The organism is Streptomyces sp. NPDC007025, assembly GCF_042869455.1.
GTDB lineage: Bacteria > Actinomycetota > Actinomycetes > Streptomycetales > Streptomycetaceae > Streptomyces.
This window is the reverse complement of record NZ_JBIAFT010000001.1, coordinates 710,368-734,898: the sequence shown is the minus strand read 5'-3', so window position 1 is coordinate 734,898 and position 24,531 is coordinate 710,368. Positions and strand designations below refer to the sequence as shown.

Genomic DNA, 24,531 nt, shown 5'->3' with positions numbered 1-24,531 from the left:
GCGGCGGCCCTCCGGCGCGGGCGGGCCTCAGGGCCGGTGGTCCGCCGGGATCTCCTCCCCCGCCGGTACGGGGCCTGGCGGGGTGCCGTCACCGAAGGGGCGGCCGCCGAGCTGCTCGCGGTGGTGCGGGGTCAGCCAGCCGGACAGGTCCGGCCCCGCGGGCACGATCGAGGTGGGGTTGATGCCGGTGTGGACGACGTAGTAATGCCGCTTGATGTGGTCGAAGTCGACCGTGTCGCCGAAGCCGGGCGTCTGGTAGAGGTCCCGCACATACGCCCACAGCACCGGATCCTGCTCCAGCTTGTTGCGGTTGCACTTGAAATGGCCGTGGTAGACGGCGTCGAACCGCACGAGCGTGGTGAACAGCCTGATGTCCGCCTCGGTGAGGGTGTCGCCGACCAGGTAGCGCTGGTCCCGCAGCCGCTCCGAGACCAGGTCCAGGCGGCGGAAGACGTCCGCGTAGGCGGCGTCGTACTCCTGCTGCGTGGTGGCGAACCCGGCGCGGTACACACCGTTGTTGACGTCCCGGTAGATCCCCTGGGCCACCTCGTCGATCTCCTCGCGCCGGGCCCGCGGGTAGAGGTCGGGCGCGCCCGGCCGGTGCAGCGCGCGCCACTCGGTGGCCAGGTCGAGCGTGAGCTGCTGGAAGTCGTTGGTGACCAGCTTGCCGCTGGGCACGTCCACCACGGCAGGCACGCTGACACCGCCCGGGTAGCCCGTCTCGCGCTTGTCGTACGCCTCGTGCAGGAAGCGGATGCCGAGCACCGGGTCGCGGCCGCCGGGGTCGAGCGTGAAGCGCCAGCTCCGGTCGTCCTGGATCGGGTCGGCGACGGCCAGCGGGAGCGCGTTCTCCAGGCCCAGCAGCCGGCGCGAGACCAGTGCCCGGCTCGCCCAGGGACACGCACGGCTGACCACGAGCCGGTAGCGGCCCGCCTCGACGGGCCAGCCGTCCCTCCCGTCGGCTGTGATCCGGTCGGCGAAGTGGCTCCTGGACCTCTTGAACGCCTTCCGGCCGTACTCGGTGTTCCCGGCGTCGCCGCCGGCCGCAGCGGTACTCATCCCGGTCTCCTTCCCGCAATCCGGGGCAGCGGAGTCCCCGGCCGTCCGAGCGCATCCCATCACTCCGGCGGTCCCGTTGCCGAGTACCGACGCGTGAGGAATGCGGTGCGCAGCGGGCGACGGGCCCGCCCGCCGGGGAGTCCGCGCGCCCCCGAGCGGCTCGCGGCACCCCCGCCCGCCGCGGCACATGCCCACCTCTTCAGCGGCCGAGCTGCCAGGGAAAGGGGAGGAGCTGGTCGGCGCGGCAGTACACCTCGCACGCGAAGGGAAGCACGGCCGCGGACGGATGCAACCGGGCGCCTTCGAGACTGGCCAGCAGCCGGGCCGTGTGGTGGATGCAGCCGGTGTGCTGCGCTCCGTTCCGGTCGATGACGGTCACGACCGTGGGCCTGCCCTCGCACGGTGTCGGATCCGCCCGGTCCGCCGCCGCGCACCGCGGGCCGCCGTTCGCCGTCGTGCTGTCCATCCCGCACCCCCGAGTTGCTCGCCCCCGCTCACCGGACAGCCTGTGGCTTCCCCCGACGGGGCGCGGCCATGGCGGAGTTGGGAAAGCCATGGGCAACTCTTAACGCGCCGGACGCGGCACACACCGGCTCAGGCGGCGAGGAAGTCCCGCACCACCGGCGCCAGCGCCTCGGCGGGTGCCTGGTGGAACGCCCCGGGCACCGTCCGGTGCTCGCCGCACGGCAGGGCCTCCGCCACCGCACGCGCGGCGTCCTGGAGCAGCCGCGTACTGGCGTCGCTGGAGAGGACCAGCACGGGGATCCGCACAGCGGTCAGGATGCCGGCCGGGAGGGTGGCGTCGCCGAGCAGCGTGGTGTCGTAGCGGAGTGTGTGGGCGATTCTCGTCAGACCGCCCCAGGCCGGGGAGCGGCGGGCGCCCTCCACGGACTCCGGCGGCAGCCCGATGATCTCCCCCAGGAAGTACGCCACGGCGTCCGCGCGCCACTCCCGGTCGAGGAGCTCGGCGAGCCGGGCCGCGCGCGCCGGGTCCTGGCGGTGTCCCACGGCGCCGGTGAAGGGCGGTTCGAAGAGCACGAGCCTGCCGAGGGCCGCGCCGGTGCGCGCTGCCGCGCCGAGCGCGATCAGAGCACCGGACGACACGCCGAAGGCGCACGCCGCTCCCCTGCCGAGTGCTCCGAGGACGGCGGCCAGGTCCTCGTCCTCCCGGGCGGGGGCGTAGGGCGGGGTGTCGCCGCTCCCGCCTCTGCCCCGGCGGTCGTAGACCACCCCGGAGAGTCCGAGGCCGGCCAGTTCACGGGCGAGCGGCAGGCCCTCGTGCCGGGTGCTGAGCGCGCCACCGGTCAGGACGACGGGCGGGCCGTCCCCGAGTTGCTCGAAGGCGATGCCGGTGCCGTCGGCCGAGGTGGTGAAGCGCACGGTCATGGCGGGCCCTTCCTGGCTGCGGTGCTGTGCTGCGACTTCTACCAGCAGCCGGTGTCCGGCAGCGGCGGACGCGGCCGGAGTCCCGGCTCAGTCCGGCGGCGGCGGCGGGACGGGGGCGCCGGCCGGCGGGGGCAGCTTGGGGAAGCGGCGCGGTGCCGTGTCCCCGGCCGGGCCGGGCGGCGGGATCCGCGCGGCACCGGGCGGGACGGCCTCCGGGCCGGACGCCGCCGCGTTGGCGGGCCCCGCGGCGGCCGGGGGCGGCAACAGCGCGTCGCGGCGGGCGCCGGGGTCCCAGCCGGGCTCGACGACGCGCTTCTGCACCAGGACGGCTCCGGCCAGCAGCAGGGCTCCGACGGCGAGCATCACGGCGATGCCGGCCGCCCCGCCCGCCCTGCCCGCGTAGCCGATGAGGGTGCCGAACCAGCCGAAGTCGGCGTCGCCGAAGGTGGTGTTCTCCGCCCCGAAGGTACCCAGCACTTTCAGCAGCACGGCGGGCAGTAGTGTGATGAGGACGCCGTTGCAGAACGCGCCCAGCACGGCACCGCGCCTGCCGCCGGTCGCGTTCCCGTAGACACCGGCCGCGCCGCCGGTGAAGAAGTGCGGCACCAGCCCCGGCAGCACCAGCGCCAGGCCGAAGGCGGGGCCGAGCAGCCAGGCGAGCAGCCCGAGCGCGCACAGGCCGCCGGTGAAACTGGCGAGGAACCCGATGAGCACCGCGTTCTGCGCGTACGGGAAGACGATGGGCGCGTCCAGCGCCGGCACGGCACCGGGGACGACCTTGTGCGCGATCCCCTGGAAGGCGGGAACGAGTTCGCCGAGGATCGTCCGGACGCCGAAGAGGATGACGGCCACCGCGATGCCGAACCGCAGCCCCTGCATCACGGCCCGCATGAAGTAGTCCCCCAGGCCGGTGGCGGCCGTCCCGCCGTCCGCGGCGAACGCCCGGAAGGCCGTCGCCTCACCCGCGTCGGCCAGGTACAGGAGCGCCATGACGAGGTGGATCAGCAGCATGGACAGTGCGGTGGCCACCATCGAGTCGCGCAGGAACCGCAGTCCCTCCGGCAGCTTCAGGTCCTCGGTGCTGCGACTGCGTCCGCCGACGAGCCGGCCGACGGCACCGGCGGTCACGTAGCCGGCCGTGCCGAAGTGCCCGACGGCGATGCTGTTGCCGCCGGTGATCCGCTTCGTCCACGGGTGCGCGAAGGCGGGCATCGAGACGAGGAGGATGCCCAGCAGCACTCCGCCGACGGTCACCACGAGCCACCCGGGCAGCCCCGCGGCCGCCAGCACCATCGTCAGCAGGGTCGCCATGAAGAGCATGTGGTGGCCGGTCAGGAAGACGTAGCGCAGCGGCGTGAACCGGGCCAGCAGCAGGGAGAGGGCGAATCCCGCGGTCATCAGCCAGGCGACGCGGGCACCGAACCGGTCCTGCGCGATACCGACGATCGCCTCGTTGGTGGGAATCACCCCGTGCGCCCCGGTGGCACCCTGGATCATCTCCCCCAGCGGTGCCAGCGCGCCGACGACGAGTCCGGCGCCGGCGCTGATCAGCAGAAAGCCCAGCGTCGCCTTGACGGCCCCGCCGGCGATCTGCCCTCCGGGTTTCCGCAGGGCCGTCAGGCCGGCCGCCGTGATGAGACCGATGAGGTAGGCGGGAACGCTCAGGACCTCGGTGCCGAGGAATGCCGCGATGGTGACCAGCCAGTCCATGGAGCCTTCCGCTGCGTGCCGTGCTCGGGCGGGTGGAGAGGGCGCCTCGCGGGTGTGCGGGTGCTGCCGGGAGTCCGCGGGGTGCGTGGCGGGGGAAGCCGGGCGCGGGGGCGCGGTCAGACGTCGTAGGTGTCGCGCAGCACGGCGTCCACCTCCTTCTCGCTGGTGAAGTCCGCGACGACCCGCACCGGGATGCCCAGGTCGCCGAGGAGCCCGGCGATCTCGCGCGAGGTGAGGACGGCCGCGGCCCCGGACGCGTTGCCCCGCGCGGAGACGGTGTCCGTGGCCTCGACGGTGACGTGCTGCTCCCAGCCCCAGCGCTCCAGCACCCGCTCCAGGGTGTTCTTGAGGAAGAGGCTGGTGCCGACCCCGTTGCCGCAGACCGTGAGGATCCGCTGCACGGCCGGCCCCCCGCGCCGGAGCTGTCCACCGCCGCTCTCCCGCGCATCGAGCAGCCGGTGCACCGCCTGCGGGGTCGGTGCGGCGCGCAGCGCGGCCGCGGTGTCCGGATCGGCCAGCAGTCCGGCGAGGGCTGCCATGGCCGCCGTGTGGGCGCCGGAGTCCGCCGCGGCGAGCGCCACGACGAGGGTGACCGGGTCATTCGACGCATGGCCGAACACGACGGGTTCGGCCGGCCGCACCCAGGCCAGCCCGGTCCGGCGCACCGCGGGCGAGGGCCGGGCGTGTACGAGAGCGAGGCCGGGCGCGACGACGACGTAGGGCCCGTTCTCCTCGAGGTTCCCGATCATCTGGTCCGTATACGCGTCGGTACTGACACCTTGCGTGACCAGGAGATCTCCCGCGGCGCGGACTGTGGAGCGCCAGTCAGCCGCGGCGATGTCCAGACGGATCGCCGCACCGGGCAGCAGTTCGCTCAGTGACGCCATGCCCCGGATGGTGGCACGCCGCTCCGGCCGGCCGGTGGGCGCCTCCCGGCAGCGGTCCGGAAGGCGGGCACCGGGAGCCGGGCCCGGCGCGGAGCGCGGCAGGCCCGGCACCGCGGGGCCGTGTCACTGCCGGGGGCAGGGGTACCCGGCCGTCCGGCGGACGGCTCCGGCCGCCTCCGGGCGCCGGGGTCCGCGAAGCAACGATCGCAGCGCCCGGGAGCAGCAGGGAGGAACCATGCGCCTCGATTCCCTCGCACCTCTTCTCGACCGGAACGGACCGTGGGCCACCGTCTGCACGAGCACGGCGCAGGCCACCGAGAACGCCGGGGACGAGCGGCGGCTGGCGGCCCGCGCCGCGGGGGACGAGCTGCTGCGGCAGGGTGCCGACTCCGCGACCGCCGACGCCGTCACCGGGCACTTGGCCGCGCTCTCCCCACGCACCCGGCCACAGGGCAGCGCGGTCTTCGCGGCGGACGGGGACCTGGTGCTGGACCTGCCGCTGACCATGGCGCCCGAACGGCAGCACGTCACCTGGTCGACGCTGCCGCATCTCGCACCGCTGCCGGAACTGCTCGGCGAGAACCCGCGCTGCCTGACGGCACGCATCGATCGCACGGGGGCGGACTTCGAGCTGGTGGACGCGCACGGGACGCGCAGCGCGGGGCAGGCCACCGGCGAGGAGTGGCCCATCCACCGCAACTCGACCGGCGAGCTGTCGGAGAAGCACTTCCAGCTGCGGGTGGAGAACACCTGGGAGAGCAACGCCGGGCTGATCGCCGAGGCGATCGAACGCCGCTTCCGGGAGACGGCGGCCGATGTGCTGGTGCTCAGCGGCGAACCCCGGGAGCGGCGTGCCGTGCACGACAAGCTGCCCGAGCGGTTGCGGGCCTCGGCCGTGCAGACCTCGCACGGCGGCCGTGCGGCGGGTGCCTCCTCGGAGCTGCTGGACAGGGAGACGGAACGGGCCCGTGCGGAGTACGCCGAACGGCACACCGCCGAGGCGCTGGCCGCGCTGCGGGCCGCGCACGCGCCCGGTCCCTCCCCCGCGGGCTCGGGCACGGCCGAGACCGTGCCCTCGCTGGTGGAGGCGGCACGGGAGCACCGGGTGGCGACGCTGCTCGTGCGGCCCGGGGGCCCGGACAGGGACACCGAGGTGTGGGTCGGCGAGAGGGCGGACCAGGTGGGGGTGCGGCGCTCCGAGCTGCAGTATCTCGGAGCGCCCGAGCCCGCCTCCGCGCGGGCCGACGACGCGCTGCTGCGCAGTGCGCTGGCGACCGATGCGGAGGTGCTGCTCGCCGCGCCCGGGGAGGAGCTTCCGGTCGGCGGGCTGGGCGCGCTGCTGCGGTGGGCCCGCGGACCCCGGGCATCCCGCGGAAGCGCCGAGGAGACCGCCGCGGAGTGACCGGTGCCCGGCCGGGCATCAGCGCGCGCCGCCGGCCGGCGCGACGCCCGGAGGCGGCGCGGCGGTGCGGCCCGCGAGCGGGTACGGAGGCGCTGCGGGCGCCCCGGCTCCATAACGCCTCCGATTTCACGCTCTTCCAGGAAGGGGCCGAGGAGGCGACCGCCCAGGGCCGGGAGCTGCGGTCCAGCCACCCGGACAGCAGGCCGAAACAGGCGCCCGCCAGGGCGAGGAGTGCGCCCAGCCAGCTCGGCGAGGTGAGGCCGAAGCCGGCCGCGATGACCACACCGCCGAGCGAGGCGCCCAGCGAGTTGGCGATGTTGAAGGCGGACTGCACGCTGGCGGAGCCGAGTTCGGGCGCGTCCCTGCCGTGGTCGAGGATGCGCGCCTGGACGCTGGGGATGGCGGCCATGCCCGCGATCCCGGTGAGGAACACGTTGACGGCGACCAGGACGGTGTTCTGCGCCGTCACCAGGAACATGCTCAGCGAGAGCGCCAGCGCGAACAGCGCCCCGCACATCGTGCGCACCGGGCGGTCGGCGAGCCGTCCGCCGAGCATGGTGCCCACGGTCATCCCCGCTCCGGCCAGCGCCAGCAGCGCGGTGGCCGCGTTGGGCGTGTAGCCGCTGACCTCGGTCACCAGCGGCTGGATGTAGGTGTAGAACGAGGAGGTGCCGGCGAAGCCGAACACCACCACGGCGAAGGCGAGCCACACCTGCGGTCTTTTGAATATGCCGAGTTCGCCGCGCACGGTCCCTCTTCCGGTCTCGCGCTGCACGGGGAGCAGTGCCGCGAGGGAGACGAACGCGAGGACACCGATACCGGCGACCACGATGAACGTCCAGCGCCAGCCGACGGTCTGCCCGAGCAGGGTGCCCAGGGGCGAGCCGACGATATTGGCCATCGGTACGCCGACCAGTACCACGGAGAGTGCTCTGCCGCGCTTTTCGGGGGCGACGAGTCCGGCCGCGACGACGGCTCCGATTCCGAAGAACACACCGTGCGGGAGTCCCGCGGTGAAACGCGCCGCCAGCAGCAGTTCATGGCTCGGGACAAGGGCTGACGCTGTGTTCCCGAAGATGAACATGCATGTCATTGCGAGCAGTATTGTCTTACGCTGGACCCGCATACCCACGACGGTGAGAAGTGGTGCTCCGATCACGACGCCGAGCGAGTAGAAGGAGACGTAGCCACCGGCTTCGGAGATGCTCACTCCCATGTCGGAGGCAGTCTCGGGAAGTAGACCTATCATCACGAACTCGGCCGTGCCCGCACCGAACGTTGCAATGGCCAGGGCCAGGAGGGCAAGGGGCAACGGGAACCTCCTTGCAGGAGTGGGGTGTTGTGCTGCCCGGCTCGCCTCGGCGGGCCGTTCCTCGAAAAGAAGCGTGCCGCATCACCGGATTCGCGCACACGGTTTCCGCATAAGGCTTCCCATAGTAGGATTCCCGGAATTCGATGAACTCGCCCTGGAATCACGGCAGTCGAGAGCCACGTCACCCAAGAAGCCATCCGCACCGCACGCGTGTTCCGGCGTGTCGCCGCGGCTTTCAACGACTCCCGTGAGAGCAGCGAGAGTTGCCGGTGACCGGAGCGGCGGTTGTGGCTCGGGAATTCCGGTACGCGCGGGAGATTCACGCGCGGTATCCGGTGACGACATTCGACCGGCAAGGATCGCGGTGGACCGCATTGCCGGGATGAATCGCCCGAAAACCCGGCACTCGTGAGAGGCCGGGCCGCGGCCGCGCCGAGCGGGTGACCGCGCGGTGCGCGGAAGCGGCGGTCGCCATCCGGCGGACCGAAGCTGCTCAGCGCAGTACGGCCGCCAGCAGGTCGGCCCCCAGGCCCGTCAGATCGGACAGGTCGAGGGTGTAGCGGACGTGCCGACCGTGCCGCCGGGCCGTGAGCAGGCCGGCGCGACGCAGGACCGCGAGATGGCGGGAGACCTCCGGGAGGGAGAGCCCCCAGGCATGGGCCAGCTCACCGGTGGTGTGCGGGCCGCGGGCGAGGGTGCGCAGCAGCCGCAGCCGTACCGGATGCGCGAGCGCCTCCAGCCGCAGCGTGACCGTCTCCAGCGACACCGGCTCCGGCGGACCCGCCCCGGCCACGGGGTACTGCACCACCGGCTGCCACCCGCGTGCGTGGATCACCACCAGGTGCGGTCGGCCGAAGACGCTGGGGAGGAAGGTGATCCCGGTGCCGCGGGCGGTCGTCGCATTGTCCTGCAGCTTGTCCACGGTGATGAAGTCGCCGTCGGGCGCCAGGGTCACGGCGCCGGAGACGGATGCGAGTGCCGCCCCGATGCCCCGGCGCTGCAGGAGGTCCTTCTTCAGCCGCAGGTCGGTGGCGAGCTGCCCGGCGACGCCCTCCCAGGCGGCGTCGAAGAACGCCTCGGCGCACTGTTCGAGGGTCTGGCGCACCCGCGCCCGCACGGCGGCCGGGTCCGCGAGCAGCCGTTCGGCGAAGGCTTCCTGGAGCGCGCCGCGGGCCTGGGCAAGTGCCAGGGCCCGCTCCCGCGCCGTCGCGTCGGCGAGCGGCGACGGCGCCGCGAAGTGGACCCGGTTGCTGCCGCACGTGGTGATGAGCGCGGCGGCCGCATAGGTCTCGTCGTCGATCCGGTCCACGTCGTCCAACTCCTCGGCGAGGGTGGACCGGGGACGAGCGGGAACCAGGAAGTCGGCTCGTGAGGAACGCCAGAGGAACCCCGCTTCCCTGAGCCGCTCGGCCAGCTCCGGCGGGAGCCCGGCCCACACGTCCGCGGCCCAGCCGGCGAGCTGCGGATGGTGCGCGGGTTCGGCCAGCACGTGCAGCATCGCGGTCAGCTCGGCCAGCGGGGAGGCGGCGAACCGCAGTCCTCCGGACGGCAGGCCGCCGATGTCGATTCTCAACGTCACCCCCTCATCATCGCCGGTCGGATGGTCGACGACCGCGCCGCTTGACGGTGTCCGTCAAGTGGCACGGCGGGCTCGGCGGCCGAGCGCACCGTTGACGCCATGACAACCACCGTCAAGATCCGACCGCGCGCCCTCGTCCGTGCCTCCGGAGGCCCCGGTTATGCCGTCGCCCTGGTGGTGGACGCGCTCGGCACCGGCCTGCTCCGGCCCCTTCTGCTGCTCTACGGGGTGTCCGTGCTGAGGCTCTCCGCGCCGGCCACCGGCATCGCCATGACGCTCGGCGGCGTCGTGGGTCTGGTGTGCATGCCCGCGGTCGGCCGATGGCTGGACCGGGGCGCACGCAGCACGGTCGTGGCGGCGTCGATGCTGGTGCGGGTGCTGGGCGTGACGCTGCTGCTGGCCACCCCGGCGGGGCACGTCTGGCCGTTCGCGGCGGCGGCGCTCTTCCTCGGCATCGGCAACCAGGCATGGCCGGCGGCCCACGCGGCCCTCGTGGCCACGGTCGCCGGCGGCCGGGAGCGCGACGCCGCCCTCGCCGGGGGCCGCGCCCTGCGCAACGCCGGCCTGGGCGCCGGTGCCCTCCTCGCCACCGCATGCCTGGCGGGCGGCACCAGCGCGTTGCAGGCGCTGGCAGCCGTCACCGGGCTCGCCTACCTCGCGGCGGCGGCCCTGGCGTGGTCGGTCCATGTGCGGGCTCATCCGGCGGCCGCCGCGGCCGAGGACGGGGACGACGAGCCCGCACCCCGGAGGCGCGCGCTGCTGGCCGCCAACGTGATCTATGTCTTCTGCCTCAACGTCCCCGAGGTCGCGCTCCCGCTTGTCCTGGTGACGCAGATGCACGCCTCCCCGGTGTGGTCGGGCGCCATCTTCGTGGCCAACACGGTGCTGGTGGTCGTCCTGCAGGTTCCGGTCACGGTCCTGATGTCCCGCTTCTCCCGCCGGTCCGTGCTGGCTCTCGCCGGCGTGGTGCTCACCGTGTCCTACCTCGGCTTCCTCACGGCCGCCTCGTTGGGACACGGCTGGGGCGCCCCGGCCGTCGCCGCGGTGTCCGTGGTCTGCACCCTCGGCGAGATCCTCTACGCGGGCAGTGCCACGGCGCTCGTCACCGCGCTCGCCCCGGCGCATGTCCTGGGGCGCGCCCTCGCCCGCTTCCAGCTCTCCACGGGTTTCGGCCTCGCCGTCTCCCCCGCGGCCCTGACCGCTCTCGCGCCGCACGGTCCGGGCGCCCTCTGGGGCACCCTTGCCGCCGCGACGCTCCTCTCCACGGGAGCCGTCGCCGCCGAGCGGGATCGGGCAAGAGGTCTCACCGGTTGCTGCCGCACGGCCGAGGCAGGCCCGTGAGCAGGCGGAGGCGGGCACCTCCCGGCCGGAGGTGGTGGGAAGCCGCCCGGCCGGGAGGGCGAAGAGGCGTCAGCCGCCGATGTTGACGTCGACGCAGGCGTAGAAGGCGTTCGCCGTGTCCGCGACGTTCCAGACCGCGAGCACCTTCTGCTTGCCGGTGAAGCCCTGGAATCCGACGTGGTGGGAGACGTACTGCGGAGGCTGCGCTCCCCCGTCGTCGAACTCGGCGATCTTGGTGTTGCCGATGAAGTACTGCCAGGTGGTCGTGCGGTGCCGGGCGGTCAGCTTCCAGTTGAAGGTGGCCGAGCTGCCGACGTCGGTGACCTTCCAGCCCTTGCTGTCGTCGCGCAGGTCGGCGAAGCGCTCGTTGCCGCCCGCACAGTCCTTGAGCCCCTTGGGGCCCTCGACACTCTGCGGCTCCCACTTGATCGAGCCGCAGGAGACGGTGCCGTTGGCACACTGGGCCTGCCTGCTGGCCGGGTTGGTGATCCAGCCGTGCGCGGAGGCCGGGGTCGCGGTGAGACCGAGAACCAGGACCGGGGCGAGACCGGCACCCGCCAGGGCCGCTAACTTCCTTCTGGTACGCGATGTTCGGTGCATCTCAGCTCCTTCGGTGGGGGGAGAGCACACAGTGGGGATTGGTCTAGACTTTAGCCGCTGACAGAGGACGGTCAAGCCTTCGGGAAGCTGAAGCCGTAGCCCTGGCTCTTGAGCCAGGGCAGCAGCCGGCGCAGCGCCTGGTAGGTCTCGGACCGGTCGCCGCCCCCGTCGTGGAAGAGGAGCACCGCGCCGTCCTCCACCTGCTCCTTGGCGTGCCGCACTATCGCGTCGGTCCCCGGGAGCTGCCAGTCCCCCGGATCGACGATCCAGCCCAGCGGCCGCATCCCGTGCTCGGCCGCCACCCGCCGGCTGGTGGGGGTGAAGGCACCGCCCGGCGCACGGTAGTAGTGGACAGGCGCGCCCCCCGACGCCTTGTCGATCATGCGTTTCGCGTCGAGTATCTGCCGCTTCTGGTAGTCGGCGGACTTGTGGTCCATCCCCGTGTCGTGGTCGACGGAGTGGTCGCACAGCCGGTGGCCCTCCGCGACGATCCGCTTGACGAGACCGGGGTGGCGCTCCGCGTTCGGGCCTATCAGGCAGAAGGTCGCCTTGACGTGGTACTGCCGCAGCAGTTCCAGCGTCTTGGGCGTCCACTCCGGGTGCGGACCGTCGTCCAAGGTGAGCGAGACCGCGCGCCCGCCGTCCGCCGCGTGATGGCTGATCGTCCGGCTGACCTTCCGCGGGGATGCCTTGGGCTTCGCCCGTCCGGCACCGGACCGCTTCTCCGCCGGTGCGGCGGCGTCCTGGCCCGCCCGCGCGGCGCGCACGCTCTGCTCCCAGCCCGGATGCCGGCTCGCGGCGGACGCCCCCGCGTCCGTCCCGACGAACGCCGTCAACAGCCCGACGGCCACGGTTCCCACCGCGGCGGCTGTCGCCACGGTCGCCTGCCTCCCGCCCCGCTTGCTGTGCACTTCTGCTCCCAACTGCCCGTTTTAGCCACGCTTGTCATACAGCCAGACCGCTCCGGAGGGCCGGCGGTTGCAGCCGCGGGGTGAGAGATACGCCGCATTCGGCGCGGGGCTGCGCGACAGCCCCGCCGGGCACCCTGACAGCCTGGAGGGGAGGACCGACGAGAGCAGGGAGCACAGGCGATGGCGACCAGCGTGGCATTCACCGAGGACCTGGCGCGGGAGGTGCTGGCCGCCGCGGCGAACGGCACCGGCGGCACGGCGGAACTGCTGTCCCTCGGCGAGAACGCCGTCTTCGCACTGGACGGGACCGTCGTGCGGGTCGGCCGGGACGCACAGCTGCTCGCCCGCGCCGAGCACGAGCTGCGGGTCGCCACCTGGCTGGAGAGCGAGGGGGTGCCCGCCGTCCGCGCGGCGGAACCGGAGGCCCGCCTGGTCGGCGGGCATCCGGTCACCTTCTGGCAGCGGCTGCCCGCCGCGGTGCGCCCGGCCGGGCCCGCGGACCTGGCCGGGCTGCTGCGGCTCGTGCACGCGCTGCCCGAGCCCCCGTTCGCGCTGCCGCCCCGGGAACTGCTCGGCGGCATCGAGCGCTGGCTACGGCTGGCCGGGGACGCGGTGCCGCGCGAGGACGCGGCGTTCCTGCGGGCGCGCCGGGACGACATCCTCGCCGCACTGCCCGGACTCGTCCCCCACCTGCCGCCCGGCCCGCTGCACGGGGACGCCTTGCCGCGCAACGTCCACATCACCCCGCAGGGGCCGCTGCTGGTGGACCTGGAGACGTTCTCCTCCGATCTGCGCGAGCACGATCTGGTCGTGATGGCGCTCAGCCGCGACCGGTACGGGCTGCCGGCCGCTGAGTACGAGTCGTTCTGCGCCGGCTACGGCTGGGACGTGCGCGAATGGGAGGGGTGTGCGGTGCTCCGCGGGGCGCGGGAGACCGCGAGCTGCGCATGGGTCTCCCAGCACGCCCCCGGCAACCCCGCGGCCCTGAGCGAGTTCCGGCGCAGGGTGGCCTCCCTGCGCGCGTCCGACCCCGCGATCCGCTGGCATCCGTTCTGACTCCGGGCGCGGACCCGACCGGTCCGCACGGTCTTCGCGCTCCCACCCCGGCGGCCGGATCTACCGCCAGCCCCGGGCCGCCAGCTCCTCGGTGAAGCGCGCGTAGGAGTCGTCCAGGGCGGCCTTCTCCTCCGGGACCGGCTCGATCAGGCGCCCCTCTCCCGTCATCGCCGCGGCCGCCTTCTCCAGCGAGGCGTGCAGGGTGCCGGCGGCGGCCAGCAGCGCGGCCCCGAAGGCGGTCTCCGCGCGGTCGGCCACTTGGAGCGGCAGGTCCAGCACGGTGGCGCGGATCCGGTTCCACAGCGGGCTGCGGCTGCCCCCGCCCGCCGCGTACAGCGGAGCCGTGACGGGCACCCCCAGGGCCCTGACCCGCTCCAGGGCGAGCCGTTCGAGGAAGGCCACCCCCTCCAGGTCCGCACGGTGCCGGTCGGCGTCGTCGGCGGGGATGCCCAGCAGGAAGCCCCGTGCGGCACCCGCCACGAACGGGAAGCGCTCTCCCTCGCGGCGCAGCGGATAGCTGACGCAGGAGGCGGGGCCGCGTGCGGCGGCCGCTTCGTCGAGCCCCGGAAGGTGTGCGGCTTCGCGGTGGGCCAGCGCCTCGCCCCCGGTGTTGGCGGCGCCGCCGGGCAGCCACCAGCCGTCCGGGTGCCGATGGCTGTAGAGGGCTCCGGCCGGATCGGTGACCAGCTCGCGGGTGACCCCCTTGAGGACGTAGGTGGTGCCCAGGACGCCGACGAACTGACCGGGGGCCACCGCGCCGGTGGCGAGCTGCCCCGCGCAGCCGTCGGTCATCCCGAGCCGTACCTCGCAGCCCGCGGGCAGCCCGGTCTCCGCGGCCGCCTCGGCGCAGACGGTGCCGGCCCGGGTGCCCGGCGGCCGGACCGGGGGCAGCCAGTCCGCCGGAATGCCGAGCGCGTCCAGGACCTCCGCAGGCCATTCGGCCGTGCGCGGGTCGTAGCCGGTCTTGAGTGCGTGGCTCCAGTCGGCGGCGACCGGCTGCCCGGTGAGGCGATGGCCGAGCAGCTCGGGGGTGTGGACCACTCGCGCGGCGCCCGGGAAGCCGGCCGCGTGCCGCGCGTACCAGGCGACACGGCCCAGCGCCGCGGTGGGTCCCACCGTGAGCCCGAGGGCCCGCCAGCGCGCGGCGCCGCCGCGCTGCGCGGCGCTGTTGAGTTCCGCGGCCCGGCGGTCGTCGTACATCAGGGCCGGGCCCAGCGGCCGGCCCGCCGCGTCCGCCAGCACGAGGGTTCCGGAGGTGGCGGAGACGGCGACGGCGCGCACCTCGGCGCCGCGTGCGGGCAGTGCGGCGGTGGCCCGGCGCAGCGCCGCGGCCGCGGCGGGCCACCAGCGGGCGGCGTCCTGCTCGCTGCGTCCGCTCCCGTCCCGGACCGGTCGGGGCAGCGCCGCGCCGCCTTCGGCGAGCACCGCGCCGCGGGCGTTCACGCAGACGACCCGGACGGCTGCGGTGGCGACGTCGATCCCGGCGACAACCGGGTCGGCCGGGGGGACGGGGGCGGTGACTCCGGACGCGGCTGGGCTGTGCATGGCATCCCTTTCAGTCATGGTGTTAATTTCACACTCGGCGTGTGATGTCGCGGCTCAGCCACTCACCTCGGCGACCCGTACCTCGGTGTGCTCCCGCAGCTCGGCCAGCAGGTCGTCGGCCACCCCGTCGTCCACCACGACGTGGTCGAAGTCGGCGACCGGACACAGCCGGTGCAGCGCCGTGCGGGCGACCTTGGAGCGGTCCATCAGCAGCGCCGTGCGCGCCCCGGAGGCGAGCATGGCGCGCTTGACCAGCACCACGTCCTGCTCCTGGTGGAAGGTCATGCGCGCGTTCATCGCCGATGTGCTGACGAGCACCAGGTCGACCGACATCGCCTCGATGGCCTCCACGCAGGGGACCCCCAGGAACGAGTCGTGCGTGCGCGAGTACTCGCCGCCCAGCGCGACGAGCCGCACCTCCTCGCACCCGGCGAACGCCTCCAGCACGCGGCGGGCGTTGGTCAGCACGGTCAGCGGGGTCCTCTCGCGCAGCAGCGCGGCCAGCGCCAGCACCGAGGTGGAGTCGTCCAGCATCACCGACATACCCGGCTCGACCAACTCGGCCGCGGCCCGCGCCACGGTCTCCTTCTCGGCCACGTGGACACCGAGCCGGTAGTCGAGGTTGCTCTCGAAGACGCTGGTGGGCAGCGCGGAGACGCCACCGCGGAAGCGCCGCAGCACGCCGCGCGCGGCAAGCGCCTCCAGGTCCCGGTGCACCGTCATCACGCTGACACCCATCGCCTCGGCCAGCTCGCCGACGGGCACCGTGCCGCGCCGGACGACGTGCTCGGCGATGCGCTGCCTGCGGCGCTGCTGCGAGCGCGCGGAGCCGCCGGAAGGACCGGGTCGGCTCACGGCCGCTCCCCCGCCGGACCGGCGGCCGAGGGTCCGGACGCCGCCGGCCCGGCCGCCGCACCCGCGCCGGTGGGGACGTTCAGCGCGCGCAGCGCCGTCCGCCCGCCGTCCACGTCGATCTCGGTGACGGCCGCGTTCTCCAGCCTCGGCAGCACCTGCCGGTAGCGCCCGACCGGGATGCCCAGCAGCGCGCACAGGGCGATCCGGAAGGCGGTGCTGTGCGCGACCACCAGCACCGTGCGCCCGTCGTACGCGGCCGCCACCTCGCGCAGCGCCGCGGTCACTCGGGACGCGACAGCCGCGGGCGGCTCGGAACCGGGGAAGGCCCCGCTCTCCGCGTCCCGTTCGAAGGCGCGCACCCGCTCGGGGTCGTCGGACGCCAGCTCCGCGAGGGTGCGGCCCTCGCCCCAGCCGAAGTCGCTCTCGCGCAGCCCCTCGTGCACGGCGGGCCGCAGTCCGAGGGCCCGTGCGGCGGGCTGCGCTGTCCGCCGGGCCCGCTCCAGCGGCGAGCTGACCACGGCGCCGATCGGCTCCTGCCGGGACCTGACGAGGACCCATCCGGCCAACTCCTCGGCCTGCCGCCGTCCGGTGTCGGTCAGGGCGATGTCGGAGATCCCGGCGTACCGGTTCTCGGCGTGCCAGACGGTCCGGCCGTGCCGGACGAGCAGGAGCCGGGCGGTCATATGTCCTCCAGGGACTTCGGGTGACGGACGGGTGCGGTGCGGCGCACGCCCTCGGCCTGTTGGGCTTCTTCACGTAGAGCGCTATAAATATAACAACTTTGATGTGAGAGTAGTGCGAGCTGCCGCAACCGGAAGGGCGAACGGCCATGACCGAATCCGCTGAGGCGATCATCGGTGTCGACATCGGCACCTCCGTCACCAAAGCCGTCGCCTTCGGCCGCGACGGCACCCGCCTGCACGCCGCCGCCCGCCCCTCCGCTCTGCTGCGGAGCCCCGGCGGCCGCGTCGAGCAGGATCTGGAAGAGGTGCTGAGCGGCGTCGCCGAGGTCGTCGTGGAGGTGGCCGGCGCGCTGCCGGGACCGCCCGCGGCCCTCGCCCTGACCGGGCAGGGCGACGGGCTGTGGCTGCGCGACGCACGGGGGCGGGCCGTACGGCGGATGATCTCCTGGATGGACGGCCGGGCGGCGCCGCTGGTCGACCGCTGGCAGCGGGACGGCACCGTGGCCGAGGTCTTCCGGCACACCGGGTCCGGCCTGTTCCCCGGCTGCCACGCCCCCCTGCTGGCCTGGCTGCGCGCACACGAGCCCGAGGCGCTGGAGCGCGCGGCGGTCGCCGGCTACTGCGTCGACGCGGTGGTCCAGCGGCTGACCGGTACCGTCGGGGTGGACGCCTCCGACGCCACGCTGCCCTTCCTCGACCCGGCCACCCGTGCCTACGTGCCCCCGGCGCTGGCCGCCTGCGGCGTCGAGGAGGCGGCCGCGCTGCTGCCCCCGCCCGCCGCACCGCACACCGTACTGGCCCTCGACGGCGAGGGAGCCGGGCTGCTGGGCCTGCCCGCCGGGCTGCCGGTCACCTCCGGCCCCTACGACCTGGCCGCCTGCGCCCTCGGCAGCGGCGTGCGGGAGGTGGGCGACGGCCTGCTGACGGTGGGCACGACACTGGCCTGCCAGGTGCTCACCGACCGCGTGGAGCGGGACCCGGACGGCGAACCGGCCGGGATGTGGCTGTGCACCCCGCAGCCGGACCGCTGGCTACGGGCGCTGCCCGCGATGGTCGGCACGGCAGGGATCGACTGGGCTCTGGGCATGGTCGGCGCGTCCACCGGCGACCTGGAGACCCTGCTGGACAGCAGCCCCGCCGGGGCCCGCGGGGTGGTGGCGCTGCCGTTCCTGTCCGAGGCGGGCGAGCGGGCACCGTTCGTCGCGCCCGCCGCGCGTGCCTCGTTCGAGGGCATGTCCCTGGCGCACGGCCGGGCCGATCTGGTGCGGGCCATGTGCGAGGCGGTCGGCTACGCGGCACGGCACTGCCTGGAGACCGCCGGTCTGTCCCGGACCCCGGCCGCGTGCGGTGGCGGCACCCGCTCCCCCGGCTGGATGCGGATCTTCGCCGGGATCCTCGGCCGCCCGGTGCGGGTGCCGGCCGAGCCGGAGGTCGGGGCCAAGGGGGCCGCTCTGGTGGCCCGCGCCGCGCTCGGCGACCCGGTCGACGAGGAGCAGTGGCACGCCGGGTACCGGCTGGTGGAGCCGGAGGAGGCCGACCGGGCCCGGTACGAGCAGGGCTACGCGGAGTACCGTGAGCGTGTGGCGGCGGCGCGGGCCCGCTGGGCGGACTGACCCCGCGGCGTCCAGAGTGATGTCGCTTTTCCGCCGGTCTCCCGGGGTGCCTGCCGCGAGACTGGAGGGGAACGCAGAAGGGACGCGCCATGCACCGCACGCACACCGTCATCGACAGCCCCGTCGGCCCGCTGACCCTGGTCGCCACCGACGGCACCCTGTCCGCCGTCTACATGGACAAGCAGCGGCACCGTCCCGCCCAGGAGACGTTCGGCACGAGCGACCCGAGCGCCTTCGGCGGGGCGGTGGAGCAGCTGGAGGAGTACTTCGCGGGGGAACGCACGGAATTCACCCTGCACCACGCCGCCGAGGGGACCGGGTTCCAGCACGCCGTCTGGGACGCGCTCTGCGACATCCCTTACGGCCGGACGCTCTCCTACGGGCAGCTCGCCGAGCGGATCGGCAGGCCGGGTGCCGCCCGCGCCGTCGGGCTGGCCAACGGACGCAACCCGCTCAGCATCGTCGTCCCCTGCCACCGGGTGGTCGGCTCCACCGGGAGCCTGACCGGGTACGGCGGCGGTATCGAACGCAAGCGGCACCTGCTCGACTTCGAGCGGGGCGCCCTCCCGGTGCCGGGAGGAAGCCGTCCGGCGCCGCTGCGATGAGAGGGGTTTGTTCTTCGGCCCGGCGGCCACCCGTGCCGCGACCGAGACAGCACCGCTCCTGTGGAGGCAATCATGTTCCGCGCCCTGGCCGATGTACTGCGGGCGATCGGCGGTGCCATCGCCACTGTCGTCACGCTCCCCTTCCGGGCACTGGCCCGGCTGTTCGCTGGAGCCTCCCGCTCAGCGCGCTGACCCGCCCCGCGGCTGCGGGCCGCCGAAGGCCAACAGGACCTTCGGCGGTCCGCTTCTGCCCCGTTCCAGAAGGGCGAAGGCCGCGCTCACCGACTCCCCGGACACCGCGGGCAGGACCTCGGCGACCAGCGGCTCCGCGTCCAGCACGCCCCGTTCGAAGAGTTCCACCGTGCGGTCGTAGTGCGCGATGCCGTGCTGGATGCCGAGCACGTCCACGCCCTTGAGGGACAGTTCGCCGGGGACGAAGGAGACCGGTTCCCTGGCCACCCCCACCAGCGCGATCCGCCCGCCCCGCTCCGCCATCCGCAGCGCGCCCGTGAAGGCGGCCGCGGCCCCCGACGCCTCCACGACCAGGGAGTATTCCCCCTGCGGCGCCTCGTCGGCGTGGTGGGCCGCATCGGCTCCGCAGCGCCGGGCCAGGTCCAGGCCCGCCCGGTCGATGCCGACCGCGTCCACCCGGGCGGCCTGGCGGTGCGCGAACTGCACCGCCAGCAGCCCCATGGTGCCGGTGCCCAGCACGGCCACCCGGTCGTCGAAGCGCAGCCGCGCCCGCTCGAACGCCTCCACCACCGAGACCGCCGGCTCGATCAGCGCGCCCGCCGCGTCCGGCAGCCCGGACGGCAGCGGGGTGAGCGCGTGCACGGGCACCCGTACGTACTCCGCGGCGCCGCCCTGCAGCCCGTAGAGCCCCGTCTCCCGCAGCGCGGTGCACATCTGGGCGCGTCCGGCGTGGCAGCGGGCGCAGCGGCCGCAAGGCACCATCGTGCGCCCCACCACCGACGACCCGACCGCGGGCGCGTCCGCGGGCGGTTCCCCGGCGTAGGCGGCCACCTCGCCGTGCCACTCGTGGCCGAAGACGTGCGGGAAGGTGAGCCGGCCGTCCTGGAGGAACGCCGAGGTGCCGTGCAGGATCTCCAGATCCGTGCCGCAGATCCCCGCGTGCCGCGTCCGCACCAGTACGGTGCCCGGTTCGGGCGCGGGTACCGGAACGGTGGCCAGATCGGTCCGTCCGATACCGGTGATGCGGGCGGCACGCATCGTGCCACCGGGCCAGTTCCCCTTCAACGGGCGTCCTTTCGCGAGGGGCTCGGTGCGGACGGCACCGCTGGTCCGCCGCTTCCGGTCACCCCTGGATCATGGCACGGCGCGGGACGGGCACCTCATCAGGGTGCAGGGTCGTGGTGATGCCGGCGCGGGAGCGGATCATTGCGCGGTCGGGCCGCAAGAGGCGGGAAGACCCGAAGGTGGTCGAGTCCGAGCCCGGCCTCCGGGTCGAGGTCGGCGCGGACCTCGTCGAGGCCGAAGCCCAGCCGGTGGTGGAACCATCCGCGGCTGGGCGTGTAGGTGACTCCGAAGCGCCCGAAGCGCATGCTCTTTGAGCCTCCTGGTGCGGTGGGGTGACGGTCCCCCGGTGTGCTACCCGGATGCCGGGGCCGCCCGCTGTCCGGACGCCGGGCGCTGCACGCGGTCGCGGCGCAGCGCGGTGAACTCGCGGGTGTCCTTGGACCAGGTGTCCTCCGGCGTCCACCCGGCGGCGCGGGCCGTCCGGTGCAGGGCAGCGGTGCCCAGGCGGGCCCAGGGGAAGGGGGTTCCGGCACCGCCGCGGGCGTTCTCCATCCGCACCTGGCGCCGCTCGTCCACGTCCTCCCCGGCCACCTCCACCAGCAGCAGCCCGCCGGGGCGCACCAACTCGGCGATGCGGCGCAGGAGCAGCAGGGGGTCGCCGCCGATGCCGACGTTGCCGTCGATCAACACCGCGGTGTCCCAGTCGCCGGACGCGGGCAGCGGGTCGAAGACCGAACGCCGCAGCGCCCGTCCGCCGCGCCGCCGGGTGTGCTCGACCGCCGTGGCGTTCAGGTCGATGCCGAGCGGCGCGTGCCCGTACTCGCGCAGGGCGGCCACCATGCGGCCCGGCCCGCAGCCGATGTCGAGCACCGTGCCCCGGCAGCGGTCCAGGACGGTCAGGTCGGCCGCGTCGGCGACCGCGCACCAGCGCTCCACCTCCAGCGTGAGCGACCAGCCGTCCGGGCCGCGCAGATACAGCGGACCGCGGCCCAGCAGCAGCGCCTCGGTGTAGGGGTCCTCGGTCCAGGAGCCGGTGTGGGCCGGCGGGCGTCCGCTCACCTGCGCGCCGCCCCCGGGCCGCGGCCACCGGCCGCGGGTCTGGCCTGCGGTGGCCCCGGCATCCGCAGCAGCCGGGCGTGTTCGGCCGCGAACAGGCCGGCCGGGGCCTGCGCGGCCACTGCGGCCGCGTCGCCCGGCTCGTCCACGTCCCGCAGCTGCGGCAGGTCGTGGACGCGCAGACCGGCGGCGAGCAGCCGGGCACGCTGCGCCGCGCCGGTGGCGGCGGTGGACATGGGCACGCCGCGCAGCAGCGCGGGGTCGGGCTCGGCCAGGCCGAGCGCCCAGAAGCCACCGTCGGCGGCGGGGCCGAACCAGGCGTCGCACTGCTGCCAGGCGTCCGCGCGGGTGGCGGGTGCCAGCAGCCGGGGGGTGAGTTGCGGGGTGTCCATGCCGACGAGCAGCGCCGGACCGTCGCATCGGGCGAAGGCGGCGGCCAGCCGCTCGTCCAGCCCGCCGCTGCCCTGCGGTACGACCTCGATGCGGTCGCCGCCCTCCTCGGGCCCCGGCAGCCAGGGGCCCGGGCTGCCGTCCAGGACCAGGAGGCGGCGGCGCGCCGGGGCGGCGAGTACGGCCCGCAGGGTGTCGGTGAGCGCGGCGGCGGCGAGAGCTGCCGCGCCGTGCGGGGTGAAGGCCGGCGCGAGACGGGTCTTGACCCGGCCCGGCAGCGGCTCCTTGGCGATGACGAGCAGCGTGGTGGGCTCCGGCATCACGCGTCCTCGGTCCTGGGGCGGGGTGCTGTCATCTCAGAAGCTCTCGGGCAGCCAGGGCGTGGGCCCGGAGACCAGCGCGTCCAGCAGGTCCAGGTCGCGCACGTCGCCCGCGGCCGTACCCAGCCGGGCCGCGTGCCGCAGCGGCAGTCCGCCCGCGTACCAGGCCGCCAGCGTGGACGAGGGCAGCCGCACGGTACGGGCCGTGGGGCCGCTGCCGCGCCGCACCCGCATCCGCCCCTCCTCGAAGGTCAGCGCGTAGGGCTGCGTCCCGCCCCCGGGCTCGGCGACCTCCAGGCCGACGGCGCCGCGTGCCCAGGGCTCCCAGCCGCGGGCTTGCAGGGCGGCGGGCACGTCGAGCAGTCGCAGCATCCACGGGTACCAGCCGTCCTCGCGTACCGCGTACCGGTCGAGCAGCCACGGCAGCGGGCTGGGGCGGGGCAGTACGGAGCGGCGGAGGCGGATCTCGCGGACCTGCGGCGAACGGGCGCCGACGGCCGCCAGCAGTGCGGCCAGCGCGTCGAGTTCGGCGTGCCACAGGTCGTGGACGACCGCGGCGACGCCCCAGGGCCGGTGCGGTTCGACGGTGACGGTCGCGTATCCGGCCAGCTCCCCGCCGGCCCCGCCGGCCTCGCGCCGGACCACGCCGAGGGTCAGCGCACCGGGGACGGTCCGCTGCTTCCAGCCGTGCCACCAGGCGGGCCGGCGCAGTGTCCCGTTCCAGCCGGGCGCCCGTGCGTTCCGCAGCCGGGCGCAGGCTGCCTCGTCGGGCTGGACGGTCTCGAAGCGGGACCGCGGGGCGGGCAGTTCGGCGGGGTGGAGCACGTGGCTGGAGGCGACCGCGGCAGCCTCCCAGCCCCAGCGGCGGTAGAGACCGGGTGCCGGGGTCCAGGCGCAGGCCAGCACGGCACCGTGCGCCCCGCGCAGGCGGTCGGTGCCCTCCTCGGTGAGCCGGCGGGCGAGCCCGGCACCGCGCTCCCAGGGGGCGACGGCCAGCCACGCCACTCCCCCGGAGGGCACCGGACGGCCGCCGAAGTGCTGCTCGAAGGGGAGGAAGAGGCCGCCGCCCAGCACCTGGGTCCCGCGGACGGCCACGGCACTGACGCCGTGCGCGCGCAGCGTGGCGTGGTCGTAGGGGACCTTGCCGAAGGCGTGCCGCGTGTGGGCCAGGTAGCCCTCGAACTCGTGGTCGTCGGCGGCCGTGCGGACGCGGGTCTCCATCAGTTCGACACCTCCCTCATCGGGGCGTCCCGGTCACCCGGCGGATCCGCCGCTCGCGCGGGCCGTGAAGTATCCGGTGACCGCGTCGCACACCTGGCCGATCTCCCGGGCGTCCAGGTCTGGCCGGACGGGCAGGCAGAGGGTCTGCCGGGCGAGTTCCTCCGCGACCGGGCAGGGGTGGCGCCGCGCCGCGGGCCCGGCGAGGGCCGGCTGGTACGGAAGGGGTGCGGGGTAGCGGACGACGGCGTCCACGCCCGCAGCCGTCAGGTGCGCGAGCAGGCCGTCGCGTTCGTGCTCGGTCCGGGTGCGGGCCTGGAAGAGGTGGTAGACGTGCTCGCCGTCCTCGCCGGGTTCCTGGAAGCGCAGCGGGAGGCCGGCCAGCCGGCGTCGGTAGGTGGCGGCGATCTCGGCGCGGCGGGCGTTCCAGGCGTCGAGCCGGTCGAGCTTGTGCAGCAGGACGAGCGCCTGCAAGGTGTCGAGGCGGGAGTTGTAGCCGAGGATCTCGTGCCGGTTCTGCCGCGGCTGCCCGAAGTGCCGCAGCAGCCGGAGGCGTTCGGCCAGCTCGTCGTCCTGGACACTGATGGCCCCGGCGTCGCCGGCCGCGGCCAGGTTCTTGGAGGGCGCGAAGCTCCAGCAGCCGGCCGCCGAGGCGGTGCCGACCCGTACTCCGTGCCTTCGGGCGCCGATGGCCTGGGCGCAGTCCTCCAGCAGGAGGACCCCGGCGTCGCCGGCGAGCCGCCGGGCGCGCGGCACATCCGCCGCTTTGCCGAACATGTGGACGAGGATGACGGCACGGGTGCGCGCGGTGAACGCCTCGGGGAGCCGGTCGAGGTCCATCAGGAAGTCGTCGTCGCGGCAGTCCACGTACACGGGGGTGGCACCGCGCCGGGCGATGGCCTGCGCTGTGGCGTGGAAGGAGTTGGCGACGGTGACCACCTCGTCCCCGGGGCCGACGCCGAGCGCGTCGAGGGTGAGGATCAGCGCGTCGGTGCCGGAGTTGACCCCCACGGTGTGCGCGCTGCCCAGGTATCCGGCCAGCCGCTCCTCGAACTCGGCCACCTCCTCGCCCAGGACGTAGCCGCCGCGCAGCAGCAGGTCTCCGATCCGGGCCAGCAGCTCCTCCTCCCCTCCCTCGAACTGCGCCGGGTAGCGGTACTTGGGGACGGTCGCGGCAGCGGGGTCGGTGGGGCCGCCCATCAGCGCCCGCCCTGCGCGTCGTGCCCGCCGTGCGCGTCGTGCTCGGCGGCGAGGCGGCCGTCGCCGCGTCCGTAGTCGTCCTCCAGGCGGACGTTGTCCGAACCGTCGTCGTAGGTGGAGACCTCCACCAGCACGATGTCGGTGACGCCCTCGACCCGGTGCACCGCGCCGGGGTCGACGTGTGCCAGGGTCCCGGCGGGCATGGGCAGCCGCAGGTTCTCGCCGTCCCGCGTCGCGCGGTAGTGCATCACGGCCTCGCCCTCCAGGATGAAGTAGCTCTCGCGTTTGTGCTCGTGGTACTGGAGGGAGGTGCGGTGGCCCGCCTTGATGCGGATGAACTTGAACCCGTACGGACCGTCCGGCTCCTCCTCGTGCAGCCAGCGCTCCTGGCCCCACAGCTTGACGACCTTCTTGGTGTCGGCGAACTCGATGACCCGTACGCCGGGGGCGATCTCGCGGGACGGGCGGGCCTCGTGCGCCCGGCTGTCGTCCTCGGGCTCGCTGATGGAGGTGAAGGGGGCTCCGGTGGCGGGGCTGGCCATGTGC

General features: G+C 74.5%; 23 protein-coding genes and 2 pseudogenes. 6 read left to right on the top strand and 19 right to left on the bottom strand.

What is annotated here, in order from left to right; genetic code table 11:
* Window positions 1–27: 27 nt before the first annotated feature.
* From ACFYMO_RS03105 to ACFYMO_RS03085, 5 genes are all read right to left on the bottom strand, one after another.
* Complete coding sequence (locus ACFYMO_RS03105; protein WP_366770363.1) at window positions 28–1,059, bottom strand: glutathione S-transferase C-terminal domain-containing protein; 1,032 nt, start codon at window positions 1,057–1,059, stop codon at window positions 28–30.
* Between the two features lie 199 nt (window positions 1,060–1,258).
* Window positions 1,259–1,525, bottom strand: a complete 267-nt coding sequence (locus tag ACFYMO_RS03100; RefSeq protein ID WP_366770364.1) for a hypothetical protein — start codon at window positions 1,523–1,525, stop codon at window positions 1,259–1,261.
* A gap of 128 nt (window positions 1,526–1,653) precedes the next feature.
* Window positions 1,654–2,445 carry an alpha/beta hydrolase gene (locus ACFYMO_RS03095; RefSeq protein ID WP_366770365.1) on the bottom strand — a complete coding sequence of 264 codons (792 nt, stop codon included), beginning with the start codon at window positions 2,443–2,445 and terminating at the stop codon, window positions 1,654–1,656.
* 87 nt (window positions 2,446–2,532) lie between these two features.
* Window positions 2,533–4,155 carry a PTS ascorbate transporter subunit IIC gene (locus ACFYMO_RS03090; protein WP_366770366.1) on the bottom strand — a complete coding sequence of 541 codons (1,623 nt, stop codon included), beginning with the start codon at window positions 4,153–4,155 and terminating at the stop codon, window positions 2,533–2,535.
* Window positions 4,156–4,271: 116 nt separating this feature from the next.
* Window positions 4,272–5,042: a PTS sugar transporter subunit IIA gene (locus ACFYMO_RS03085; protein ID WP_388543707.1), complete on the bottom strand. Its 771-nt coding sequence runs from the start codon at window positions 5,040–5,042 to the stop codon at window positions 4,272–4,274.
* Window positions 5,043–5,277: 235 nt separating this feature from the next.
* Between ACFYMO_RS03085 and ACFYMO_RS03080 the strand changes: the two genes are divergently transcribed.
* Window positions 5,278–6,444 carry a Vms1/Ankzf1 family peptidyl-tRNA hydrolase gene (locus ACFYMO_RS03080; RefSeq protein WP_388543704.1) on the top strand — a complete coding sequence of 389 codons (1,167 nt, stop codon included), beginning with the start codon at window positions 5,278–5,280 and terminating at the stop codon, window positions 6,442–6,444.
* Window positions 6,445–6,790: 346 nt separating this feature from the next.
* Here ACFYMO_RS03080 and ACFYMO_RS03075 read toward each other — a convergent pair.
* Together ACFYMO_RS03075 and ACFYMO_RS03070 are read right to left on the bottom strand one after the other, a co-directional pair.
* Window positions 6,791–7,693 (bottom strand): annotated as a pseudogene (locus ACFYMO_RS03075) (MFS transporter); the annotation flags it as partial.
* Between the two features lie 556 nt (window positions 7,694–8,249).
* Window positions 8,250–9,335, bottom strand: a complete 1,086-nt coding sequence (locus ACFYMO_RS03070) for a helix-turn-helix domain-containing protein (RefSeq protein ID WP_366770369.1) — start codon at window positions 9,333–9,335, stop codon at window positions 8,250–8,252.
* A gap of 99 nt (window positions 9,336–9,434) precedes the next feature.
* On the opposite strand from ACFYMO_RS03070, the gene ACFYMO_RS03065 reads away from it, so the two are divergent.
* Entirely contained in the window at window positions 9,435–10,676 is a 1,242-nt protein-coding gene (locus tag ACFYMO_RS03065) for an MFS transporter (protein WP_388543701.1), read from the top strand.
* A 69-nt stretch (window positions 10,677–10,745) separates the two neighbouring features.
* On the opposite strand, the gene ACFYMO_RS03060 is transcribed toward ACFYMO_RS03065, so the two are convergent.
* Both ACFYMO_RS03060 and ACFYMO_RS03055 read right to left on the bottom strand, forming a co-directional pair.
* Window positions 10,746–11,276 (bottom strand): lytic polysaccharide monooxygenase auxiliary activity family 9 protein, encoded by a 531-nt coding sequence (locus tag ACFYMO_RS03060; protein WP_366770371.1) that lies wholly within the window; start codon window positions 11,274–11,276, stop codon window positions 10,746–10,748.
* Window positions 11,277–11,347: 71 nt separating this feature from the next.
* Window positions 11,348–12,199: a polysaccharide deacetylase family protein gene (locus tag ACFYMO_RS03055; RefSeq protein ID WP_388543698.1), complete on the bottom strand. Its 852-nt coding sequence runs from the start codon at window positions 12,197–12,199 to the stop codon at window positions 11,348–11,350.
* Window positions 12,200–12,367: 168 nt separating this feature from the next.
* On the opposite strand from ACFYMO_RS03055, the gene ACFYMO_RS03050 reads away from it, so the two are divergent.
* Window positions 12,368–13,243, top strand: coding sequence for an aminoglycoside phosphotransferase family protein (locus ACFYMO_RS03050; RefSeq protein WP_366770373.1), 876 nt, complete (start codon window positions 12,368–12,370; stop codon window positions 13,241–13,243).
* A 60-nt stretch (window positions 13,244–13,303) separates the two neighbouring features.
* On the opposite strand, the gene ACFYMO_RS03045 is transcribed toward ACFYMO_RS03050, so the two are convergent.
* The 3 genes from ACFYMO_RS03045 to ACFYMO_RS03035 are packed head-to-tail and all read right to left on the bottom strand — an operon-like array spanning window position 13,304 to window position 16,326.
* The gene (locus ACFYMO_RS03045; protein WP_366770538.1) at window positions 13,304–14,788 is read right to left on the bottom strand and encodes an FGGY family carbohydrate kinase; all 1,485 of its coding nucleotides are present in this window, start codon (window positions 14,786–14,788) and stop codon (window positions 13,304–13,306) included.
* Between the two features lie 54 nt (window positions 14,789–14,842).
* On the bottom strand, window positions 14,843–15,643 hold the full coding sequence (locus ACFYMO_RS03040; RefSeq protein ID WP_388543695.1) for a DeoR/GlpR family DNA-binding transcription regulator: 801 nt from the start codon (window positions 15,641–15,643) through the stop codon (window positions 14,843–14,845).
* Complete coding sequence (locus tag ACFYMO_RS03035) at window positions 15,640–16,326, bottom strand: histidine phosphatase family protein (RefSeq protein ID WP_366770375.1); 687 nt, start codon at window positions 16,324–16,326, stop codon at window positions 15,640–15,642. The genes ACFYMO_RS03040 and ACFYMO_RS03035 overlap by 4 nt, the downstream gene beginning before the upstream one ends.
* 146 nt (window positions 16,327–16,472) lie before the next feature.
* On the opposite strand from ACFYMO_RS03035, the gene ACFYMO_RS03030 reads away from it, so the two are divergent.
* The 3 genes from ACFYMO_RS03030 to ACFYMO_RS03020 all read left to right on the top strand — a co-directional run bounded on the left by ACFYMO_RS03030 (window position 16,473) and on the right by ACFYMO_RS03020 (window position 18,736).
* Window positions 16,473–17,939 (top strand): FGGY family carbohydrate kinase, encoded by a 1,467-nt coding sequence (locus ACFYMO_RS03030; RefSeq protein WP_388543692.1) that lies wholly within the window; start codon window positions 16,473–16,475, stop codon window positions 17,937–17,939.
* 89 nt (window positions 17,940–18,028) lie between these two features.
* Complete coding sequence (locus tag ACFYMO_RS03025; RefSeq protein ID WP_366770377.1) at window positions 18,029–18,544, top strand: methylated-DNA--[protein]-cysteine S-methyltransferase; 516 nt, start codon at window positions 18,029–18,031, stop codon at window positions 18,542–18,544.
* A 72-nt stretch (window positions 18,545–18,616) separates the two neighbouring features.
* Complete coding sequence (locus ACFYMO_RS03020) at window positions 18,617–18,736, top strand: LPFR motif small protein (RefSeq protein WP_019357684.1); 120 nt, start codon at window positions 18,617–18,619, stop codon at window positions 18,734–18,736.
* Here the strand turns inward: ACFYMO_RS03020 and ACFYMO_RS03015 are convergent.
* The 7 genes and pseudogenes from ACFYMO_RS03015 to ACFYMO_RS02985 all read right to left on the bottom strand — a co-directional run bounded on the left by ACFYMO_RS03015 (window position 18,725) and on the right by ACFYMO_RS02985 (window position 24,527).
* Complete coding sequence (locus ACFYMO_RS03015; protein WP_366770378.1) at window positions 18,725–19,801, bottom strand: alcohol dehydrogenase catalytic domain-containing protein; 1,077 nt, start codon at window positions 19,799–19,801, stop codon at window positions 18,725–18,727. The two genes, ACFYMO_RS03020 and ACFYMO_RS03015, sit on opposite strands and share 12 nt — an antisense overlap.
* A gap of 124 nt (window positions 19,802–19,925) precedes the next feature.
* Window positions 19,926–20,106 (bottom strand): annotated as a pseudogene (locus ACFYMO_RS03010) (glycosyl hydrolase); the annotation flags it as partial.
* Window positions 20,107–20,152: 46 nt separating this feature from the next.
* The gene (locus ACFYMO_RS03005) at window positions 20,153–20,860 is read right to left on the bottom strand and encodes a methyltransferase domain-containing protein (protein WP_388543688.1); all 708 of its coding nucleotides are present in this window, start codon (window positions 20,858–20,860) and stop codon (window positions 20,153–20,155) included.
* Entirely contained in the window at window positions 20,857–21,567 is a 711-nt protein-coding gene (locus ACFYMO_RS03000) for a DUF2064 domain-containing protein (protein WP_366770380.1), read from the bottom strand. The genes ACFYMO_RS03005 and ACFYMO_RS03000 overlap by 4 nt, the downstream gene beginning before the upstream one ends.
* A 36-nt stretch (window positions 21,568–21,603) precedes the next feature.
* Window positions 21,604–22,788, bottom strand: a complete 1,185-nt coding sequence (gene eis, locus ACFYMO_RS02995; protein WP_366770381.1) for a GNAT family N-acetyltransferase — start codon at window positions 22,786–22,788, stop codon at window positions 21,604–21,606.
* A gap of 33 nt (window positions 22,789–22,821) precedes the next feature.
* Window positions 22,822–23,985 (bottom strand): DegT/DnrJ/EryC1/StrS family aminotransferase, encoded by a 1,164-nt coding sequence (locus ACFYMO_RS02990; protein WP_366770382.1) that lies wholly within the window; start codon window positions 23,983–23,985, stop codon window positions 22,822–22,824.
* Window positions 23,985–24,527, bottom strand: coding sequence for a cupin domain-containing protein (locus ACFYMO_RS02985; protein WP_388543684.1), 543 nt, complete (start codon window positions 24,525–24,527; stop codon window positions 23,985–23,987). Before ACFYMO_RS02985 ends, ACFYMO_RS02990 begins: the two co-directional genes overlap by 1 nt.
* Between the last annotated feature and the right edge of the window lie 4 nt (window positions 24,528–24,531).

Coding starts and splice junctions, on each gene's coding strand:
- ACFYMO_RS03035 (WP_366770375.1), bottom strand. CDS start 16,326: ATGACCGCCCGGCTCCTGCTCGTCCGGCACGGCCGGACCGTCTGGCAC.
- ACFYMO_RS03090 (WP_366770366.1), bottom strand. CDS start 4,155: ATGGACTGGCTGGTCACCATCGCGGCATTCCTCGGCACCGAGGTCCTG.
- ACFYMO_RS03080 (WP_388543704.1), top strand. CDS start 5,278: ATGCGCCTCGATTCCCTCGCACCTCTTCTCGACCGGAACGGACCGTGG.
- ACFYMO_RS03045 (WP_366770538.1), bottom strand. CDS start 14,788: ATGCACAGCCCAGCCGCGTCCGGAGTCACCGCCCCCGTCCCCCCGGCC.
- ACFYMO_RS03000 (WP_366770380.1), bottom strand. CDS start 21,567: ATGCCGGAGCCCACCACGCTGCTCGTCATCGCCAAGGAGCCGCTGCCG.
- ACFYMO_RS03050 (WP_366770373.1), top strand. CDS start 12,368: ATGGCGACCAGCGTGGCATTCACCGAGGACCTGGCGCGGGAGGTGCTG.
- ACFYMO_RS03100 (WP_366770364.1), bottom strand. CDS start 1,525: ATGGACAGCACGACGGCGAACGGCGGCCCGCGGTGCGCGGCGGCGGAC.
- ACFYMO_RS02990 (WP_366770382.1), bottom strand. CDS start 23,985: ATGGGCGGCCCCACCGACCCCGCTGCCGCGACCGTCCCCAAGTACCGC.
- ACFYMO_RS03095 (WP_366770365.1), bottom strand. CDS start 2,445: ATGACCGTGCGCTTCACCACCTCGGCCGACGGCACCGGCATCGCCTTC.
- ACFYMO_RS03060 (WP_366770371.1), bottom strand. CDS start 11,276: ATGCACCGAACATCGCGTACCAGAAGGAAGTTAGCGGCCCTGGCGGGT.
- ACFYMO_RS03020 (WP_019357684.1), top strand. CDS start 18,617: ATGTTCCGCGCCCTGGCCGATGTACTGCGGGCGATCGGCGGTGCCATC.
- ACFYMO_RS02985 (WP_388543684.1), bottom strand. CDS start 24,527: ATGGCCAGCCCCGCCACCGGAGCCCCCTTCACCTCCATCAGCGAGCCC.
- ACFYMO_RS03030 (WP_388543692.1), top strand. CDS start 16,473: ATGACCGAATCCGCTGAGGCGATCATCGGTGTCGACATCGGCACCTCC.
- ACFYMO_RS03105 (WP_366770363.1), bottom strand. CDS start 1,059: ATGAGTACCGCTGCGGCCGGCGGCGACGCCGGGAACACCGAGTACGGC.
- ACFYMO_RS03065 (WP_388543701.1), top strand. CDS start 9,435: ATGACAACCACCGTCAAGATCCGACCGCGCGCCCTCGTCCGTGCCTCC.
- ACFYMO_RS03025 (WP_366770377.1), top strand. CDS start 18,029: ATGCACCGCACGCACACCGTCATCGACAGCCCCGTCGGCCCGCTGACC.
- ACFYMO_RS03085 (WP_388543707.1), bottom strand. CDS start 5,042: ATGGCGTCACTGAGCGAACTGCTGCCCGGTGCGGCGATCCGTCTGGAC.
- eis (WP_366770381.1), bottom strand. CDS start 22,788: ATGGAGACCCGCGTCCGCACGGCCGCCGACGACCACGAGTTCGAGGGC.